The organism is Kitasatospora sp. NPDC001540 (assembly GCF_042894345.1).
Lineage (GTDB): Bacteria > Actinomycetota > Actinomycetes > Streptomycetales > Streptomycetaceae > Kitasatospora > Kitasatospora phosalacinea_C.
Map to the genome: position 1 here is coordinate 175291 of NZ_JBIAVO010000009.1, position 18097 is coordinate 193387.

The following is an 18097-nucleotide window of genomic DNA, read 5'->3' on the forward strand; positions in this document are numbered from 1 at the left end:
CGTTCCATCCTAGGCAGGTCGGGGGCGGGCGGTCGCGATCTGGTGGCTCGGGCGGGTGTTCGGGCGGGTTGCCCGAGTGCCGGGGCCCGGGTGTTCACGCGGGCGCCAGGCGGGTGTGCAGGGCCCGCGCGGCGGTGCGGAACGCGAGGTCGTCGTGGACCATCCGGTCGTGGGAGCCCGAGCGGACGGCCCGGACGTCGGAGGTGGCGAGGCGGTGCAGCGCGGCCAGCTGCGCCGGGGTGAGCGGCTCGGCGGCCGCCAGGGCCTCCAGCGCCTCCAGGTCGGCCGGGGAGCCGTGGGCGGCGAGCGCGGCCAGCACGAGGTCGGCCAGCTCGGTGCGGGGCATCCCCGCCGGACGGGCGTCGGCCGGGTGGACGGCGGCCAGGGCGCGGGCCGCTTCGGCGCTGTTCCTCGGGTGCGCCAGCAGACGCAGCAGCAGGGGCGCGGTGGGTGCGGCGGCGGGCCCGAGCCGGGCGGCCAGGGGCAGGGCGCGGGAGGAGCGCCGGGGGCTGTCCGCGTCGCGGGCGAGGGCGGCGGCGAGGTGGGGCAGCAGGACGTCCGGGTGCCGGTCGCCGGTCAGTGACCGTACGGCCTCGGCGGCGGCGAGCAGATCGTCCGGGGGCAGGCCCGGGGCGGTGGCGGTGGCGGGGGTGGGGGTGATGAGCAGGGCCAGCAGGTGGGGCAGCAGGGGGCGGGCGCGCTCGCCGAGGGCGGAGAGGGCGTGCAGGGCCGTGGACAGCTCGTGCGGGGCGCGGGTGTCGAGGGCGGCGGCGAGCAGGGCGAGCAGCGGGGCGTCGTCGCCGGTCAGGGCGTGCAGGGCGGTGGTGGCGGCGTGGCGGTCGCGCCAGGGCATGTCGGGGGCCGAGGCCAGCGCGCGCAGGCCCGCGGGCACGTCCGGGTCGCGGGCCGGGTCGGCGACGGCGGCCAGCGCCCTGGCCAGCGCGTGGACGTTGACGCGGGTCGGGCGCTCGTCCAGCAGGTGTCGCAGTTCGGGCAGCGCGGGGCGGGCGGCCGGGCCCCAGGTGGTGAGCAGGCCGAGCAGCTCGGTGGTGCGGTTGCCGACCAGGTCGCGGGTCCACGGGCCGCTGTCCGGCGGCGGGGGTGCCGGGGCGAGCAGCTCGGCCCGGACGGCGGCCAGCAGGCCGGTGTCGACGGGCAGGAGGGTGGGCGGTCGCTCGACGGACTGCGCGTGCACGGTGCGCAGCGACCGCCAGCGGTGGGCCAGCCGTCGGCCCAGCAGCTCGGCGAGCCGGGCCGGGGTGTGCGCCGGGTGGGTGCGGGGCAGGAGCAGCAGGGCCTGCAGCGCGTGGTCGCCGAGCCGGTCCGGCCGGTCGGCCAGGCGCAGCAGCGCGGGCACGGCCTGCGGGAACGGTTCGCCCCACTGGGCCAGTGCGTCGAGGATCTCGTGGACCGGGGCGTCGGGCGCAGGATCGTCGTCGGTGAGGAACGGGAGCAGGACGGGCAGCAATCGGGCCGGGGCGCTGCGGGAGCGCCGGGCCAGGGAGTCCGCGGCCGTGAGGAGCTCGCGGGCGGCGGCGGGATCGCTCGCGCGGGCGGCGGTCGTCTCCAGCAGGGTGAGGGCGGCTTCCGTGTCGCCGCGTTCGTGCAAGCCGGTGGCGAGGGCGGGCAGCGTCCAGCGGTTCAGCGCGGTGTGCTCAGTGTGTGCTTCGATGGGGCACAACTCGGCCACGGCAGCAGACAGTTCGGCGTCCCAGGGCAGGCCGTCGGCGACGGTCGCGCGCAGCGCGGCGATCCGGACGGGGCCGGGCAGGGCCGGGGAGAGCGCGTGGCCGCGCAGTTCGGCGCGGGCGGCCGGGTCGAACGCGGCGAGGACGGTCAACAGGTCTGCGCGGAGGGCGGGTTCGGCCTCCTGCTGCCAGCGGCGGCGGAGCGCGGCGCGGACGGTGGTGGTGGCAGGGGTGGAGGCGCAGGGGAGCAGCAAGGTGAGCGCGGCCTGCCGGATCTCTGCGGACTGGTCGCCCAACAGCGCTGCGAGAGAGGGGAGTTGATCGACCACGGCGGCGCGGGCGGCGCCCGGGAAGGGGAGTTCGTGTTCGTCGGTGCTCGCCGCGATCGAGGCCAGCAGGCCCACTGCGGCGGCCCGGTTGGCGGTTCGGTCGGTGCTGGTGCTGGTGCTGGTGCTGGCGGTGGCGGTGGCGGTGGCCAGTGCAGCGAGGAACGGGACCGCCGCGACCGTCGCCCCGTACACCGTGCCCTGGTGCACCAGGCTGCTCCACGCCTCCTGCACGGCCTCCGACAGGGCGACGGGGTCGGCGGCGGTGGCGAGGTCGTGCAGCAGGGCGGGGACGTCGGTGGCGGGTCCGTAGGCGTGCCGGAGCTGGGACCAGTCGGTCAGGTGGATCCCGTCGAGGCCGGTCGTCGGGGCGGGGCGGTGGCTCATGGGGTCGGATTGTCGCAGTGGGCGGTGACACGGCCGCGGTGGCGGTGGCGGCCGCGGTGGCAGGGGCAGTGGCGGTGGTGGCGGTGCTCAGGCGAGCAGGTGCAGGCGCTGCGCGGCCGGGCCGATCCGGACGGTCTGGCCCCAGGTCAGCTGCAGGGCGTCCGACTCGATGCCGTCGCCGAACGCGACCAGGAGTTCCGACTCGACGGTCAGCGTGAGCTGCTGGTCGGCGTCCAGCAGGCCCTCGACGCGGGAGGTGCCGGTCACCGGGGACGGCCAGGCCTCGCGGACGAACCAGGACAGGCGCGGGGCGGTCGGCGCGGGCAGGTCCAGGCGGCTGGAGCGCTCCAGCCAGGCCGAGCGGCACCATCCGGTGGCGCCGGTGCCGGTGCCGACCAGCACGCCCGAGGAGGCCTGCGACTCGGCCGCGCCGCCGGGGGCCGCCAGCCGGTAGCGGGCGGTCTGGTGGCCCGGTTGCCCGAGGTAGATCTCGTTCAGCGCGAGCAGCCGCTGGGTGTCGTCCGCGACCGCCTCCACCATCGTGCGCCGCTCCAACCGCCTCTCCACGCCCGGCAGTACGGCCGCCCGCAGCAGCGGCTCGGCCTGTTCGGCGCGGTGCCGGACCAGGACGCCCGCGTTGCGGCCCGGTTCGGCGTCGATGCCGATCACCGGCTGGCCCGCCAGGTACTTCGCGGCGTTCGCCACCAGGCCGTCCTGGCCGACCACCACGACCACGTCTTCCGGGCCGAACAGGAACCGGTCCAGGTCGGAGCGCTCCACCCGGGCCTGCCGCCAGTCCAGCGGCACCGCGGCCGACACCGCGGCCAGTGCGCCCCGGGCCCGGTGGTGGCGCTGCTCGGCCTCGGCCAGCGAGCGGCCGCGCCGGGAGAGGAAGAACTCGGCCTGGCCGCGGGTGCCGTGCCGGGCGATCAACTCCTCGTACTCGGTGCGCCGGTGGATCAGCACCACGCGAGGGGCCAGGCTCATCGGACCGGTTCCCCGGGAGTGGTGGTGGGAGCGGTGGCGGGAGCCGAGGCGGGGGTGGCCAGGCGGGTGAGCAGGCCGGTGAGGACGTCCGGGGTGAGGGTGATGCTGTCGATCCGCGGCAGGTGCTCGGCCAACCGGATCAGGGCCAGCGCCTGCAGGACCTCGGGGCCGGCCTGCTGGTGGGCGGCCAGCCAGGCGGCCTCCGCGGCGGCCTTCGCCTCACCCAACGAGCGTGCGGCTTCGGCCTGTTGGGCGGCCAGGGTGCCCGCGGCCTCGGCCTCGGCGACCGCCATCTTGGTCCGGCGGACTGCGTCCGCTTCGGTGCGGACCGCGTCCGCGGCGGCCTTCTGCTCCGCCTCGCGCCGCGCGTTGGTGCCCCGCTGGGCCACCAACTCCTCCTCGCGACGCGCCAGTTCGATCTGGCTGGCGAGTTCGTTCTCGGCGATCGTGCGCTCCCGCTCGACCGCGACGGCGCGGCGCTCGTACGTCGCGCGGTCGGCCTCCTGCTGGACCTGTTCGCGGGCCGGGGTGCGCAGCGCCCGTTCCATCTCGGCCTCCGGTCGGACGGCGGTGACGCGCACCGCCAGCACCGACACCCCGATCTCGGCCAGCCGGGGTTCGGCGGCCAGGCCCTCGGTGATCCGCTCGCGGACGGCCGTGACGCCGTTGACCAGGGCGTCGGCCAGCGGGGTGCGGGCGATCAGCTGGAGCGCGTGCTGCTGGGCGGTCTCGGTCAGCAGGCTGCCGAGCTGGGCGAGCGGTTCGGCGCGCCAGCTGCCGGTGTCCGGGTCGATGCCGAAGTCGAGGCGGGTGGCGGCGATGGTCGGGTCGCTGATCCGGTAGGTGACGTTGGCCTGCACCGCGAGGTCCTGGAAGTCCGCCGTGCGGGCGTGGAACATCATCGCCAACTCACGGTCGTCCGCCGGGACTTCGGATATCGCGGCGGTGAGCGGCCGGAACCAGAAGGCCAGTCCGGTGCCCTCGTGGGCGAGCTGTCCGCCGCGCAGGTGGCGGATGTGGCTGGTGGGGGTGGAACGCAGGTGCCGGAAGCCGAAGCGGCGGGTGATGTCGGCCATGGGGTCGCGGTTCCTCTCTTTTCGTCGCTATGACGATAACTGGAGGTGCCGCTTGTCGTCAATACGACGAAAAGGGGGGTGGGAAGAGGGCCGGCGGGGGCGGGCGGTCGGGGGTTCAGCCCAGCTGGATCGGGTTGCTCCAGGCGCGGCGGCCCTGCGCGTCCTCCACCGTCACCCGGCACCAGGTGTCGCGGAACATGGCCAACGGCAGCGTGCATCCGGTGAGTTCGCCGCCGACCCGGCCCGCGACGACCTGCTTGCCGGGACGGCCGCCGGTGACCAGCACCTTCCGGGCCGGGGAGCAGCGCACCGTGATCCGGCCGTCGGCGAGCGAGACGTCGAACAGTTCGGGCCCGGTACTGGAGTAGTAGTGGCCCGCCTTGAGCGCCGCGAGCAGCGCCCCGGGGGCGAGCTCCGTCGCGCGCACCTGTACCCAGGCCGCACAGCCCGGCGGGTCCTGCGGCTGGAAGTGCGCGTCGTCGGCCGCGTACGCGTGCAGGCGGCGACCGCGGTTGAGCAGCGTCTCGGCCAGGTGCCAGCTGTCGCCGCGGTCCTCGTGCGCGGACAGCGCGTTGTACACCTCGACGGCGTGCGCGGCGTCCAGGCGCTGAGCGTCGGCCTCGGTGAGCAGCGAGGCCGCCGGGTGAGCCATGCCGACGAACGCGCCCGCGGCACGCGCCCGGCGGGCCAGTTCCGGGCCGCTCTCGCCGGGGGAGGGCGGGGCGAAGTCGAGTGGCAGGCCGACCGCCAGGATGTGCCACTCGGAGGTGAACTCGGTGCGCGGGGCGTGCAGTTCGGCGCCGATCAGGGTGGTGAACCCGGGCGTGCGCAGCGGTCGGGTGTCGGTGACCGGGTAGCCGTGGACGGGCCGGAAGTGGTCGGTGACGGCGAGGAAGTCGTACCCGGCGTCCCGGTAGCGCCGGGCCGTCTCCTCCGGCGACAGCGCCCCGTCCGAGCGGTCGGTGTGGGTGTGCAGGTTGCCGCGCCAGAACCGGCCCGGTAGGCCGAAGGGCAGCGCGATCACGGTCGACCTCCTTGGTGCGGGCGGCACTTGGGGCGGTGAGGCGTGGTTCTGTGCGGCGCGGGGGCGGGGGCGGCGCGGGGGTTTCACCTTAGCGAAGCCCGGGAGCGGGGTGATGGGAACGGGGCGCCGGAGGTCGGGGCCGGGCGGGTCGTTTCGCGGCCCGCCCGGCGGTGCGCGCCAGGGTGACCTCCCGTCAGATTCCGGCGCGGGAGCGGGAGGTGGTGGAGATCGCGGCGAGGTCCTGTTCGCCGTGGCCGTGGGCGACCGCCTGGAGGAGCGAGTCGCGCAGCAGCGAGGCGAGGGGGAGCGGGACTCCGGCGGCGGCCCCGGCCTCCAGGGCGAGGTTCACGTCCTTCAGGCCCAACGCCAGGCGGAACCCGGCCGGTTCGAAGGACCGCTCGGTGATCATCCCGCCGTAGCCCGCGTACACCGGGCCGGGGAACAGCGAGTCGGTGAGCACCGCCAGCAACGCTGCCGGGTCGAGTCCGCCGGCCTCGGCGAGCGTGGCCGCCTCGGAGAACGCCTCGATCGCCGACACCAGCAGGAAGTTGGCGCTGATCTTCGCCACGTTCGCGGCCGCCGGGTCCTCCCCGAGCGGCCAGGTGCGGCGTCCCATCGCCTCGAACAGCGGTGCCACCCGGTCGAGTTCGGCCGACGGGCCGGCCGCGAGGATGTTCAGGTTCCCGGCCGCCGCGACGTCCGTCCGGCCCAGCACCGGTGCCGCGACGTACCCGAGGCCGTGCCGGGCGTGCAGCTCGGCGGCCCGACGGGCCAGCGCGGGTGAGACGGTGGCCATGTTGACGTGCGTGACGCCCCGCGCACCGGACAGCAACTCCTCGTCCAGCAGCAGGTTTTCGACCACCCGGTCGTCCGCGAGCATGGACACCACCACCTGTGCCCCGAACGCCCCGGCGAGCGTCCCGGCCGCCGAGGCCCCGTCGGCGACCAGCGCGGCCACCGGCTCCGGCGAGCGGTTCCACACCCGCACCGCGTGACCGGCCGCCAGCAGCCGCCGGGCCATCGCCCGACCCATTCCTCCCAGACCGACGAAACCGACGTCCATGCGCTGTCCTTCCCGTTCCCGGTGGATCTTGGTCGTGCTCCGAGGCCGATGCTACGACCCGGGCGTGCGAGCGGTCCGGATTGCCCGGGGCGCGGTGCTGCCACCGGCGGCGCCGGGTCTGCGAGGATGCGGGCACGGTGCGGGCGCGGTGCGGGCGCGGGGAGGGTGAAGGTGCGGGCATGGTGACGGTGCGGACGGTGCACACGGCGGACCTCGACCCGGTGACCCGGAGGGCGGTCCGGGCGCTGCTGTTCGAGGTGTTCGGCTCGGAGATGACCGAGGAGGACTGGACGCACTGCCTCGGCGGGCTGCACGTACTCGCCTGGGAGGGAGGCGAGTTGGTCGGACACGCCGCCGTGGTGCAGCGCCGCCTGATGAACGGCGACCGCATCCTGCGGGCCGGCTACCTGGAGGGTGTGGTCGTCCGGCAGGACCGCCAACGGCGGGGCATCGGCGGGAAGTTGATGAACGAGGCGGAACGCGTCGTCCGGGCCGCCCACCAGATCGGTGCGCTCGGTGCCAGCGAGGAAGGCGTCCCGTTCTACCTCGCCCGGGGCTGGCGCCCCTGGCCCGGCCCCACCTGGGCCCTCGGCCCGCACGGACGGCAGCGCACCGCCGAGGAGGACGGTTGGATCTACCTCCTCGGCGGCGAGGGGGAGTTGGACCCGGTGGCCGGCCTGGTCTGCGACTGGCGCGAGGGCGACCTCTGGTGACACCCGCCCTGGAGCCGGACCGCGGGCGCCTACGCGATCACCCGCTCGACCGCCGGGATCGGGCCGATAGGCGGCTCTGACGAGGCAGGTGATCGGATCACGGTGTCGCGAGGGTGAGGGCCCGGCCGGGTTCGGCGCCCCCTGCCGCAGAAGCGGCCGACACGTCAGATGATTACTCATGGTAACGAAGTTTTTGCCGAGCGCGATAATATCGTGTACGTATGAAACGACTACGCCCCACCGTACGTGCAGCCTGCGCCGTTGCCCTGAGTTCCGGTCTGCTCCTGGCCGTCCCCGCCACCTGTGCGGCCCGGGTCCTTCCAACGACGATGAAAGCCGCCGAGGGGGTGCTGAACCTCGCGTTCACCGGCAGCCCCCAAGCCCTCACGGTGCCCGACGCCGTGTGCCGGGTGGAGGTGACCGCCTTCGGTGGCGCGGGCGGAAAGGCGGTCTACGGGTCGTCCGGCGGCCTGGGTGGCGAGGTCCGCGCGACGCTGGACGTCCACAGCGGCCAGGCGCTGACCGTGAACGTGGCCGGCGCCGGAAGCGGTGGCAGCCTCACCGACGGCAGCGCCCCGCACGGCGGGTACGGGGGCGGCGGTTACGGCGCCGACCCGAGGCCCGGCAACGGCGCCACCGCCGCCGGCGGGGGCGGGGCGACGTCTGTCGCCCTCGACGGCACCACGGTCATCGTCGCGGGCGGAGGCGGCGGCGGAGCCGGAAGCTTCAGCGACAACGGCACCGGCCGCGGCGGCGACGGCGGCCAGAACGGCGACCCCGGCCAGACGCCCACCACCCCGGGCGCCGGCCACGGCGGCGCAGCGGGTGGCGACGGCGGCAGCGGCGGAGCCGGTGGAACCCCGACGTCGCCCGGCGACCAGCCGGGCGTGGCCGGTGGCTCGGCGAACGGCATGATCGGCGGGAGCGGCGCGCTCAACGTCGCCGATCCCCACATGGGAACCGGCGGAGGCGGTGGCGGCGGCGCCCACGGCGGCGGCGCGGGCGGATCGTCCACCGAAGGCACGCTCGACGCAGGTGGTGGCGGGGGCGGCTCCAGCCTCGGCCCCGCCGGAGCCCAGTTCACCACGGGCGTGCGCAGCGGCGACGGAGCGGTCCAGCTCCAGTGGCTGCCCTGCGCTTCCAGTCCCAGCCCTACACCGAGTTCCACACCGAGTTCCACCGCTCCCCAGCCGAGTGCCAGCTCCACACCGAGTTCCACCGCTCCCCAGCCGAGCCCCACGGGCGAAGGTTCCACCGCCCCGGAGCCGACGGGCACCCCGACAGGCCCCGCCCTCGCGGACACCGGAACCTCGGAGACCGGCCCGCTGGCCGCCGTCGCCGCGTTGGCCGCCGCCACCGGCGCCTCGCTGCTCTGCCTCGGCCGGTCCCGCCGCAGGCACTGAGCGTCTCCGGAAGCCGCCGTCGCAGCGGTCGGGATCCAACTGATCGATACGCAAACCCGCCCGACACCTTGAAGGCCGAGAGGTCGGGCTCCGGCCCCGCCGCGTGGATGGCGGGGCCGGACTCGTGCGGTGGAAGACCGTTTGCGGAGGTCCCCGGCGCCGATGCTCTCACCGCGGTGCAGTGCACGGCCCACGACCACCGCGACCCGGGCAATCCTGCGTCATCTGGAGCGGCGCACAGTCCCCGGCCGATCCGGTGGAGCCTCGGTCGGGGGACGCCCCGGTCGGGGGGACGTGCTGCGCGCGCCCGGGCACTGCCCGAACGGCAATTCGGTGAGAAGGCGGTGAGCGCGGTGGGTCTGGCGGCCCTGGTCGCCGGGTAGCCCGTCGACCGGACCGTCCCGGCGCGAACGGGATCACGGTTCACGGCTGGGGCACCGACCGCTGCTGAGCCTGCTCATCGGTACGGGCGGAGGTGCGGGTGTGGATGCCGGTGATCGGGGGGACGGTGTGGCGGTCAGGCGGGTGACGATCGCGTCGGTGGCCAGGGCCTCGGCCCGGTCGAGGCGGTGGGCCGAGCCGCGTAGCAGGTGGCGGGCCTCCAGGGCGGCCAGGGCGAACAGTCCGGGCAGGAGGTCGGTCGAGCGGGCCGCCACCCAGCGGGTGCCCTGGGTGGCCATCCACCACAGGTCCGCCCCGCGCCCGGGCGGCTTCGTGCTCAGCCGGGCGGGTGGCGCGCCGACCCGGTGCCCGGCCCCGGCGAGCCGGGCGTGGAACTCACGGGCGATCAACTGGTGTCCCGCAGCGCTCGGATGCAGGCGGTCCACGCTCAGCAGTTCCCGATGCTCGGTCCATGGCAACTCCGCCAGGTGCAGGTGCACCGCCCCGTGGTGCGCCGACAGTGCGTGCACCGCCGCGTTGACGCCCCTCATCCGGCGGGCCAGCGGCCGGGCCAGCGGTGCGGGCAGCCCCAGTAGCAGCCCCGGGTCGGGCAGGCAGGCGGTCAGCGGGACGGCTCCGATCGAGGTCAACGAGGAGAGTGCGGAGGCGAATCGGCGGGCCGTCGACTCCAGGTCGAAGGAGGCCCGCAAGGTGTCGTTGCCGCCGATCAGCACCGCCGCGAACTGCGGGCGCAGCGCGAGCGCGGTGGGCAGTTGGGAGACCAGCAGGTCGCGGCTGAGCGCGCCGCTGTGGGCGAGGTTGCGGAACTCGACGGGCCCCGGCGAGAGGGCGGGGGCGAGCAGCGCCGCCCAGCCCCGCCACCCCCCTGGCACCGGATCGCCGACGCCTTCGGTGAGGGAGTCGCCGAGCGCAGCGAATCGAACCGTCATCGCGTCCCTCCGGAGGGGCTGGAAAGGTGGCCGAACGGGGTTGCAGGAGAGGGAAGTTGGAAGATGGAGGCGGGACGGGGCGGGGGACGGGACGGAGCGGGGCGGGGCTGGGCTGGGGTCATCCGGCCTCGGGCACGGTCGGCGAGGGGAGGCCGGTGGTGGGCGTGGTGGTGGGCGTGGGCGTGGTGGTGGGCGTGGGTGTGAGTGCGGGCACCTGGTGGGCGGCGAGGAACGCGGTGGTGGCGGCGTCCCAACTGAACTCCGCGGCCCTGGCCCGGGCGGCGGCCCGTCGCTCCGCCTCCGGGCGCTCCAGCAACTCCCTCACCGCGAGCGCGAATCCGGCACCGCTGTCGACCGCGGCGACCCCGGCTCCGTCGACCACCTGCGGTAGCGCGGAGGACCGGCTGACCGCGACCGGGGTGCCGCAGGCCAGCGTCTCCAGCGCGGCCAGGCCGAAGGTCTCCACCGGACCCGGGGCGATCGCCACGTCCGCCGTGGCCAGCAGGGCCGCCACCTCGGAACGCCCCGCCAGGTGCCCCAGGAACCGTACCGGGAGCCGGAGTTCGGCGGCGAGCCGCTCAAGCCGACCGCGCAGCGGACCCGCCCCCGCGACCGCCAGCACGGCCGGAATCCGGTGACGACGGCGCAACTCGGCCAGCGCCTCCAACGCCCGCTCGGGCCGCTTCTCCCCGGACAGTCGGGAGCACATCACCAGCAGCACCTGCCGAGGATCGGCCAACTCCGCCCGCAGCGAAGGGTCGTGGCACTCCGGACGCATCGTCTCGAGGTCCACCCCCAGTGGCGCCCGCTCGACGTTGCGGGCACCGATCCGCTCGAACTCCTCGGCAGCCCAGGCCGTCGTGCACAGCACTGTGTCGTAGCTCTGCGCAGTACGGGAGTTGAGCCGGTCCGCGAGCCGCCGTGCGGTCCCGGAGGGCACGCCCCAGGCGCCCAGCACCCCGGTCGCGCTCTCGTGCGAGACCATCATCGACCGCACCCCGTGCGCCTTCGCCCACGCGCCCGTCCAGCGCAGCGTGGTGCGGTCCGACACCTCCAGTCGGTCCGGCGCCAACTCGTCGAGCAGCGAGGAGAGTCGACGCCTGTCGCGGAGCACCCGGTAGCCCCCGCTGCCCGGGACGCGCGGGCCGGGCAGGGTGATCACCCGCCCCTGCTCGGTCCACTCGTCGCTGCCCGCCGGCCCCGGCACCACCAGCACCGGCCGGTGGCCCGCCGCCAGGTACCCCGCGCCGAGGTGCCGCAGCGCCGTCCGCAGGCCGCCCGAGACCGGGGTGACGAAGTTCGCCACCCGGACGATGCACAACCCGCCCTCCGTACGGGCCGTTTCGTGGTTCACGCGGGCTGCTCCTCGACCGGGGCCGGGGCCGGGGCCGGGGCCGGGAGCGGAGCAGTAGGGGCCGGGGTGGGGAGCGGGGCCGGGGTGGAGGCGGGTGCTTCGGCCTGGCGGGGTGCCGGGACGCTGCTGGGAGGGACGGCGTTGGTGGGGACGGCGCCGGTGGGGACGGGGGACGGTCCGCCCGCTCGGGTGCGGTGGCGCGGCTGGTGTTCGGCGAGCACCTCCTCGTAATGCCGGATCAGCTGGTCACCGACCGCCTCCCAGCTCCGGTCGGTGACGTCGGCCCGACCCGCCGCGCCGTACCGGGCCCGCAGTTCGGGCGCACGGGCGAGGTCGGCGACGGCCCGGGCGACGGCCCCCGCGTCCCGCGGGGCGACCAGCAGCCCGGTGCGGTGGTGGCCGACCAGGTCGAGCGGGCCGCCGACCGCCGGAGCGACCACCGGCACGCCGCTGGCCATCGCCTCCTGGATGGTCTGGCAGAAGGTCTCCAGCGGGCCGGTGTGCACGAACAGGTCCAACGAGGCGAAACAGCGGGCGAGTTCGGCGCCCGTACGGCGCCCGAGGAACACCGCGCCGGGCATCGCGGCCTTCAGCGCGGGTGCGCTCGGACCGTCCCCGATCACCACCACCCGCACGCCCGGCAACCGGGACGCCTCCGCGAGCAGGTCCACCCGCTTCTCCGGGGCGAGCCGCCCGACGTACCCCACCAGCACCTCGCCGCCCGGGGCCAGCGCGCGGTGCAGCGCCTCGTCGCGGTGGTCGGGATGGAAGCGCACCGAGTCGACGCCGCGCGCCCAGATCCGGACCTGCCGCACCCCGTGCGCCGTCAGGTCCTGCGCGGCCGGGGTCGACGGGGCGAGCGTACGGGCGGCGGCGCGGTGCACGGAGCGGATCCGTGCCCAGGCGATCGCCGAACCGACCCCCCGGCCCATCCGGTACGCCTGTGCGTACCCCGCCAGGTCGGTCTGGTAGACCGCCAGGGTCGGCAGGTCCAGGCGCTCGGTGAGCCGGGCGGCCCGCGCGCCGAGGACGAACGGACTGGCCAGGTGCACCACGTCCGGCCGGTGGGCCGTCAGCGCGGCGGCCAGCTTGCGACTGGGCAGGGCGATGCGCACCTGCGGGTAGCGGGGCAGCGGGACGGAGGGGACGCGCACCACTGGCAGCGGTTCCCGGTCCGGGCCGAAGGACTGCGGCGGGCAGTGCGCGCCCCGCGCCGGGGCAGGGGTGATCACCAGGGGCTGGTGGCCCCGCCGAACGAGGTGCTCGGCAGCCCTCAGCACGCTGTGGGCCACGCCGTTGACCTCGGGCGGGAAGGACTCGGTGACGATGGCGACTCGCATGCCAACGTTGTGGCCACGCCAGGCGTGCGGTCAGACAAAGGGATCTTTCGCGCAGACGAACGTCTGCCGCCATTTCCGCACTGGTGTGTGAATGCGGAGGCTGGGACCTTCCGGGTGGGCCCGGACGAGCCCGGCAGGTGTTTTCCACCGTTTTGTCCGAGTAGTCTGTCGGGATGGAGCACCCGGGAGGGGAAGCGGCGCAGCCCGCCGACGGGCCGATGGCGAACGGGTCCGCCGACGGGCCGCCACCGTCCGGAGCCGGACCCGGTTCCGGAGGCGGCTCCGGGGTCGGAGCCGGAACCGCGGATGGCCCGGACGCGGTCGGTGGCGGGGCGGCCGGGGAACTGTGGAGGGCCGTCCGGCACGATGCCGTGCGGCTGCCCGAGCACCTGGCCGCACTGGCGGTGCGCCAGGAGTCGAAGCCCGCCGAGAAGGCGGTGGCCGGGTCTGCCGGGGCGGGCACGCTCGCCGAGCGGCGCGCGGCCGTCATCACCCACGGCATCCGGCTGACCCTGGTCGAGGGCTGCGTGGTCGGCGGGCCGTTGGTCCTCCTCGTTCCGGTGGCGTTCTGCGCGGGCATGCTCGCCCAGGCCCGGATGGTCCTCGAACTCGCCCTCCTCGCCGGGGCGGAGGGCGACCGGGCCGAACGCAGCGCCGAACTCCTCGTCCTGCAGGGCGTGTACGCCACCGTCCCGGAGGCCCGCGCCGCGCTGGCCGCCACCGCTGCGGAGGATGCCGTCCCCAAGGCCGGGCCGTCGTCCCGCCCGTCGTCCCGCCCGTCCTGGGCCTCTCGGCTGGACATGGTCCGGCGGATGGCCTACCTGCTCGGGCTCGTCGCCATCGGCGAGGATCCCCGAGGCCGGATCCGCCGGATCGCGGGCTGGGTCGGCACCGCGCTCCTGGTGGTCTTCGGACTCGCCTTCCCCGTGGTGTGGATCCCCGTCATGGGGCGCGCCAACGTCCGCGCCACCAGCGCCCTCGCCCGGCGCGCCACCGCCTTCTACTGGCCCGACGAGGCGGCGGGCGGCCCCGGCCCCGGCGCCACCCCGCACGGCGAGGAGAAGTACGCGCGCACCGCCACCATCGCGGTCCTCGGCCAGACCCTGCTCGCCCTGCTGCTCCCGGTCGCGGCCTTCCTGTTCGTGCTCTTCCTCGGACTCGATCTGGCCGGTGGACGCCTCGCCACCGCCCTCCTGGTCGCCCTCGCCGCAGGCGCGGCCTACGCCGCCGACCGCGCCCGCCGCGCCCGCGGCTCCCGGGGCCCGAACAGCCCCCGCCGCGGCAACGGGCCGGACGGGCGCCGGGGTGTCGGCCGAACGCCCGGCTGACGATTCGTCAGGGCGGCTCCCGAATGTGCGCGGCCGCCCACGGATGCTGCGCATGCCTGCGTGCGTCCGTGCGGATGGGTTCCTGCCCGTGCAGCTTTATGAGTGCCCGGGCAAATTTCTGCTCACCTGTGCGGGATTGTGCACGCCCGTGGCGCCGTCCGCCCCTGTGGGAGGCTGTGCGCATGCGAGAGGTGATGATCGACCAGGCCAGGAGGGTCGCCGCCGAGCGCTACCCCGACGCGTCGGCCGTGGTGCTGGCCGGTTCCGTGGCGGCGGGGCGGGCCCGGGCGGGCAGCGACCTCGACCTGGCCGTGCTGCTGCCCGACGGCCGGGAGACCCACCGTGAGACGCTGCGCCACGAGGGGCGGGTGGTCGAGGTGTTCGCGCACACCAGGGCCGGGCTCGCCGAACTGCGCGCCTTCGACGCCGCCTCCCGTCGCGGGGTGGTGCAGCAGCTGTACGCGACCGGGCTGGTCCTGCTGGACCGCGACGGTCACGCCGCCCGGATCGTCGCGGACTGCCGGGCCGAACTGCTGACCGGCCCGCCCCCGCTCGGCGCCGAGCAGCGCGAGAACCTGCGGTACGCCCTGACCGACCTGCTGGACGACCTCGGCGACGCCCCGGACCGCCTGGAGGCGCTCGCCATCGGCGCCGAGGTCCTCCGCGCCGCTGCCGACCTGCTCAGCGACCACCACCGGGCCTGGACCGGGACCGGCAAGTGGTTCCCGCGTCGCCTGCTCGCCACCGCCCCCGACCTCGGCGGACGCCTCCTGGAGGCCCATCGCGCACTGGGCGAGTCCGGCGACCCCACCGCCCTCGGGGCGGCGGCCACCGCCGTGCTCGACCTGGTCGGCGGCCCGCTCTCGGCGGGTTACCACCGAGGCTGGCCCCCGGCGGCCCGGGCCGCAACGCCCGGCGGCGGGCCGAAACTCTCCTCGGCGCCCTGACCGACCCCTGTCCTCGCCGATCCCCGTCCTGGCCGATCCCCGCCCTACGCCCTGAGCGAGGCCCTACGCCCTGAGCGGCCCGGGCGCCGCACGTGCTCCGGGCGCCGCACGCGGCCGGCTCACGACGGCCGGTGACGGACCCGGGCCGCGAGCAGGGCGATGTCGTCCTCGGCGTCCTCCGGCGCGAGCGCGGCGAGGGTGGCGTCCAGCAGGGAGTCGAGCGGGCCGTCCGAGGGGAGCCGGAGCGCGGACAGGCGGGCCAGCGAGGCGTCGATGTCCTCGCCGCGCCGCTCCACCAGGCCGTCGGTGTACAGCAGCAGGGCGTGGTCGGCGCGCAGCTCCATGGTGGTCTGCTCGTAGCCGCCGACGCCGGTGCCCAGGGGCGGGCCGGTCGGCACGTCGACCAACTCGGTGGTGTGCGAGGTGAGCAGCGCGGGCGGCAGGTGGCCCGCGCTCGCGAGGGTCCAGCGGGCCCGGGCGGGGTCGGCGAGGGCCAGCACGCAGGTCGCGGGACGGGCGTTCTCCTGCTCGGCGATCAGGGCGTCGAGCTGGCGCAGGATGCGGTGCGGCGGCAGGTCCATCGCGGCGACGTAGCGCAGCGTGGAGCGGTAGTTGCTCATGTCGACGGCGGCCTCGACGCCGTGCCCCATCACGTCGCCCATCGCGAGCAGGGTCCGTCCGAACGGCAGCCGCACCGTCTCGTACCAGTCGCCGCCGACCACGGAGGTGATGCCGGACGGCAGGTAGCGGGAGGCGAGTTCGAGGTTGGGGTGCGGGCTGCCGGGTTCGGCGAGCAGGGCCCGCTGGAGTTCCAGGGCGGTGTTCTGCGAGCGGGCGTAGCGCCGGGCGTGGTCGAGGGTGAGCGCGGCGCGTCCGGTGATCGCGGCGAGCAGTTCGGTGTCCTCGTCGGTGAAGCCGAGCGAACTGCCGTGCGCCCGTGCCAGGGTGAGCACCCCGATGGGCCGTCCGCGGGCGATCAGCGGCACCGCGAGCAGGCAGTCGACGCCTGCGGCCCGGCACGCGGCCAGGGCGGCCGGGTCGGGCACGAGCGCCGCCAGTTCCTCGGCGGACAGCAGGTTGGCGGCCACCGGACGGTCCTCGAGGAGCGCCCGGGCGGCCACCGAGCCGGGGCGGTGCCGCACGGCCGGTCCGCCGGTCGGTCCGCCGGTCGGCGCGGACGCCAGCAGCTCGGACAGGTCCTTCTCGCAGGCCGTGGCGGCGCGCCGCAGCCGGGGGAGCGGACGGTCGCCGCCTGCCGCGGCAGCAGCGGCGACCGCGCCGCCGGTGTCGGGCGCGTCGAGCGGCAGGACGTCGACGAGGGCGAGGTCGGCGGAGCGGGGGACGACGAACGCGGCGAGCTCCGCGCAGGTGGTGTCCGGGTCGAGGGTGGTGCCGATCCGCTCCGAACCGGCCTCCAGCAGGGCGAACCGGGCCCGGACGCGTTCGAGTTCGGCCCGGTGCGCGTCGGCGCCGCCCGGCAGCACGGCCAGCAGGCCGACCGGCGCGCCCCGCACCTCCAGCCTGCGGAAGTCGGCGGGCCGCCCGGCGAACGTCCCGGAACGCGGCCGCCCGTCGGCCAGCACGTGCGGGAGGGCGCGGTCCGCGTCCGCGACGGGGCGCCCCAGCACGGCCGTCGGCGACACGCTCGTGACCTGCTGGAACGGCGGGTTCAGGTAGCGCCAGCGCAACTCGCCGTCGAGCACCGCCACCGCGACGGGCAACTGGTCGAGCAGGGCGCCGGCCAGCTCCGCACGTTCCACCCGCAGGGCCGCGGAGGCAGCGGTGAGCAGCGAATCCGTCGAGCCTTCGCCCGCCGATTCGGGCCGCACCCGTGACTCCTCCCTCGCCACGTCTCCCATGGAGCCGCGGGCGGACGCGGCGCGTCGCCGCACCGTACCCCCGGTGCCCCGCCTCCCGGATGATCCGCATCCGGGGATCGCACCATACTCGCCGGATTCGCCGAAGCCGAACCCGACACGGTGCGGAATTCCGGTGCGCGCGGGATTCTCTGCCGTTCGTGCCCTTCGCCCCGCAAGGTCCGCCTCCGGGCGCGGGCTGCGCCCGGAGGGTGAGCGTGGAGCGGGCGGGCCGGCCGACCGTCGCCGCAGGGTCGGGTGCGGGTTCGAGTACGGCCGGTCCACCGGGGAGAATGGAGCCACCACCACCCCACCACCGGAGGCTCCGCACCGTGACCGACCAGCAGCAGCCCGCCCCGACCGGCCGTCGACTCGACCTGCTCGCCGACTGCTCCGCCTGCTTCGGACTGTGCTGCGTCGCCCTGCCCTTCGCCAAGTCCAGCGACTTCGCGGCGAACAAGAACGCGGGCACGCCCTGCCGCAACCTGCAGGCCGACTACCGCTGCGGGATCCACCCCGTCCTGCGCGAGCGCGGCTACCAGGGTTGCACGGTCTTCGACTGCTTCGGGGCCGGGCAGAAGGTCTCCCGGCACACCTTCGGCGGACGCGGTTGGCGGGAGGACCGGGAGACCGCCGGGCAGATGTTCGAGGTGTTCCCGGTGATGCGCCAACTGCACGAGCTGCTGCGGTACTTGGCCGAGGCGCTGGAGCTTCCGAAGGCCCGCCCGGTGCACGCCGAACTCCGTCGGACGTTCGACGGGATCGAGGAGCTCACCCTCCGGGACGCCGCCGCGCTGATCGCCGCCGACGTCCCCGCGATCCGGGCCGGTGCCAACGAACTCCTGCTCCGGGCCAGCGAACTGACCCGGAACGCGCTGCCCGGCAAGAAGCGCAACCACCGGGGCGCCGACCTGATCGGGGCCCGCCTGCGCGGTGCGGACCTGCGCGGCGCCAACCTGCGGGGCGCCTACCTGATCGCGGCCGACCTGTCCGGCGCGGACCTGCGGGAGGCCGACGTGATCGGTGCGGACCTGCGCGACGCCGACCTGCGGGGCGCCGACCTGACCGGTGCGCTGTTCCTCACACAGTCCCAACTCAACGCCGCCAAGGGCGATTCCGCCACCCGCCTCGGCGCCGACCTGGCCCGTCCCGCGCACTGGTGAGACCTGCCGCAGGGCGCGGAAGGGGGCGCGCGGGGGCGCGCGCAGACCCGTGAATCGGCATTAATTGCCTGCGGTCAGGGCGGAACCGGGCGTATGGTCATGAACTCCCCG

13 protein-coding genes and 1 pseudogene are annotated in these 18097 nt (G+C 75.7%); 5 read left to right on the top strand and 9 right to left on the bottom strand.

The genetic code is table 11. The features are described 5' to 3' along the window. Positions 1-94 precede the first annotated feature (94 nt). The 5 genes from ACFY00_RS14350 to ACFY00_RS14370 form a co-directional block, all read right to left on the bottom strand. Positions 95-2401, bottom strand: coding sequence for a hypothetical protein (locus ACFY00_RS14350; protein ID WP_388031006.1), 2307 nt, complete (start codon positions 2399-2401; stop codon positions 95-97). 87 nt (positions 2402-2488) lie between these two features. Continuing rightward, entirely contained in the window at positions 2489-3388 is a 900-nt protein-coding gene (locus ACFY00_RS14355; protein WP_388031009.1) for a hypothetical protein, read from the bottom strand. After that, positions 3385-4464, bottom strand: a complete 1080-nt coding sequence (locus tag ACFY00_RS14360; RefSeq protein WP_388031011.1) for an SPFH domain-containing protein — start codon at positions 4462-4464, stop codon at positions 3385-3387. Before ACFY00_RS14360 ends, ACFY00_RS14355 begins: the two co-directional genes overlap by 4 nt. Before the next feature lie 115 nt (positions 4465-4579). Then, positions 4580-5488 (bottom strand): PHP domain-containing protein, encoded by a 909-nt coding sequence (locus tag ACFY00_RS14365; RefSeq protein ID WP_388031013.1) that lies wholly within the window; start codon positions 5486-5488, stop codon positions 4580-4582. Positions 5489-5681: 193 nt separating this feature from the next. Further along, a complete protein-coding gene (locus ACFY00_RS14370) occupies positions 5682-6578 on the bottom strand; it encodes an NAD(P)-dependent oxidoreductase (RefSeq protein WP_388031105.1) in 897 nt (298 codons plus the stop codon). Between the two features lie 152 nt (positions 6579-6730). Here ACFY00_RS14370 and ACFY00_RS14375 point away from each other — a divergent pair, with 152 nt between their 5' ends. Together ACFY00_RS14375 and ACFY00_RS14380 are read left to right on the top strand one after the other, a co-directional pair. Continuing rightward, complete coding sequence (locus ACFY00_RS14375; protein WP_388031016.1) at positions 6731-7264, top strand: GNAT family N-acetyltransferase; 534 nt, start codon at positions 6731-6733, stop codon at positions 7262-7264. Positions 7265-7593: 329 nt separating this feature from the next. Beyond that, positions 7594-8667 (top strand): hypothetical protein, encoded by a 1074-nt coding sequence (locus ACFY00_RS14380; protein ID WP_388031017.1) that lies wholly within the window; start codon positions 7594-7596, stop codon positions 8665-8667. 416 nt (positions 8668-9083) lie between these two features. On the opposite strand, the gene ACFY00_RS14385 is transcribed toward ACFY00_RS14380, so the two are convergent. The 3 genes and pseudogenes from ACFY00_RS14385 to ACFY00_RS14395 form a co-directional block, all read right to left on the bottom strand. Next, positions 9084-9998, bottom strand: coding sequence for an SGNH/GDSL hydrolase family protein (locus ACFY00_RS14385; RefSeq protein ID WP_388031018.1), 915 nt, complete (start codon positions 9996-9998; stop codon positions 9084-9086). 118 nt (positions 9999-10116) lie between these two features. Continuing rightward, on the bottom strand, positions 10117-11352 hold the full coding sequence (locus tag ACFY00_RS14390; RefSeq protein ID WP_388031020.1) for a glycosyltransferase: 1236 nt from the start codon (positions 11350-11352) through the stop codon (positions 10117-10119). A gap of 209 nt (positions 11353-11561) precedes the next feature. Next, a pseudogene (locus ACFY00_RS14395) lies at positions 11562-12692 on the bottom strand (glycosyltransferase family 4 protein); the annotation flags it as partial. Between the two features lie 371 nt (positions 12693-13063). Here ACFY00_RS14395 and ACFY00_RS14400 point away from each other — a divergent pair. Next, positions 13064-14020: a hypothetical protein gene (locus tag ACFY00_RS14400; RefSeq protein ID WP_388031023.1), complete on the top strand. Its 957-nt coding sequence runs from the start codon at positions 13064-13066 to the stop codon at positions 14018-14020. A 182-nt stretch (positions 14021-14202) separates the two neighbouring features. Next, positions 14203-14967 (top strand): nucleotidyltransferase domain-containing protein, encoded by a 765-nt coding sequence (locus tag ACFY00_RS14405; RefSeq protein ID WP_388031026.1) that lies wholly within the window; start codon positions 14203-14205, stop codon positions 14965-14967. A gap of 119 nt (positions 14968-15086) precedes the next feature. On the opposite strand, the gene ACFY00_RS14410 is transcribed toward ACFY00_RS14405, so the two are convergent. Then, entirely contained in the window at positions 15087-16796 is a 1710-nt protein-coding gene (locus ACFY00_RS14410; protein ID WP_388031028.1) for a SpoIIE family protein phosphatase, read from the bottom strand. Between the two features lie 359 nt (positions 16797-17155). On the opposite strand from ACFY00_RS14410, the gene ACFY00_RS14415 reads away from it, so the two are divergent. Then, positions 17156-17986, top strand: a complete 831-nt coding sequence (locus tag ACFY00_RS14415; RefSeq protein WP_388031030.1) for a pentapeptide repeat-containing protein — start codon at positions 17156-17158, stop codon at positions 17984-17986. The last annotated feature ends 111 nt before the right edge of the window (positions 17987-18097 follow it).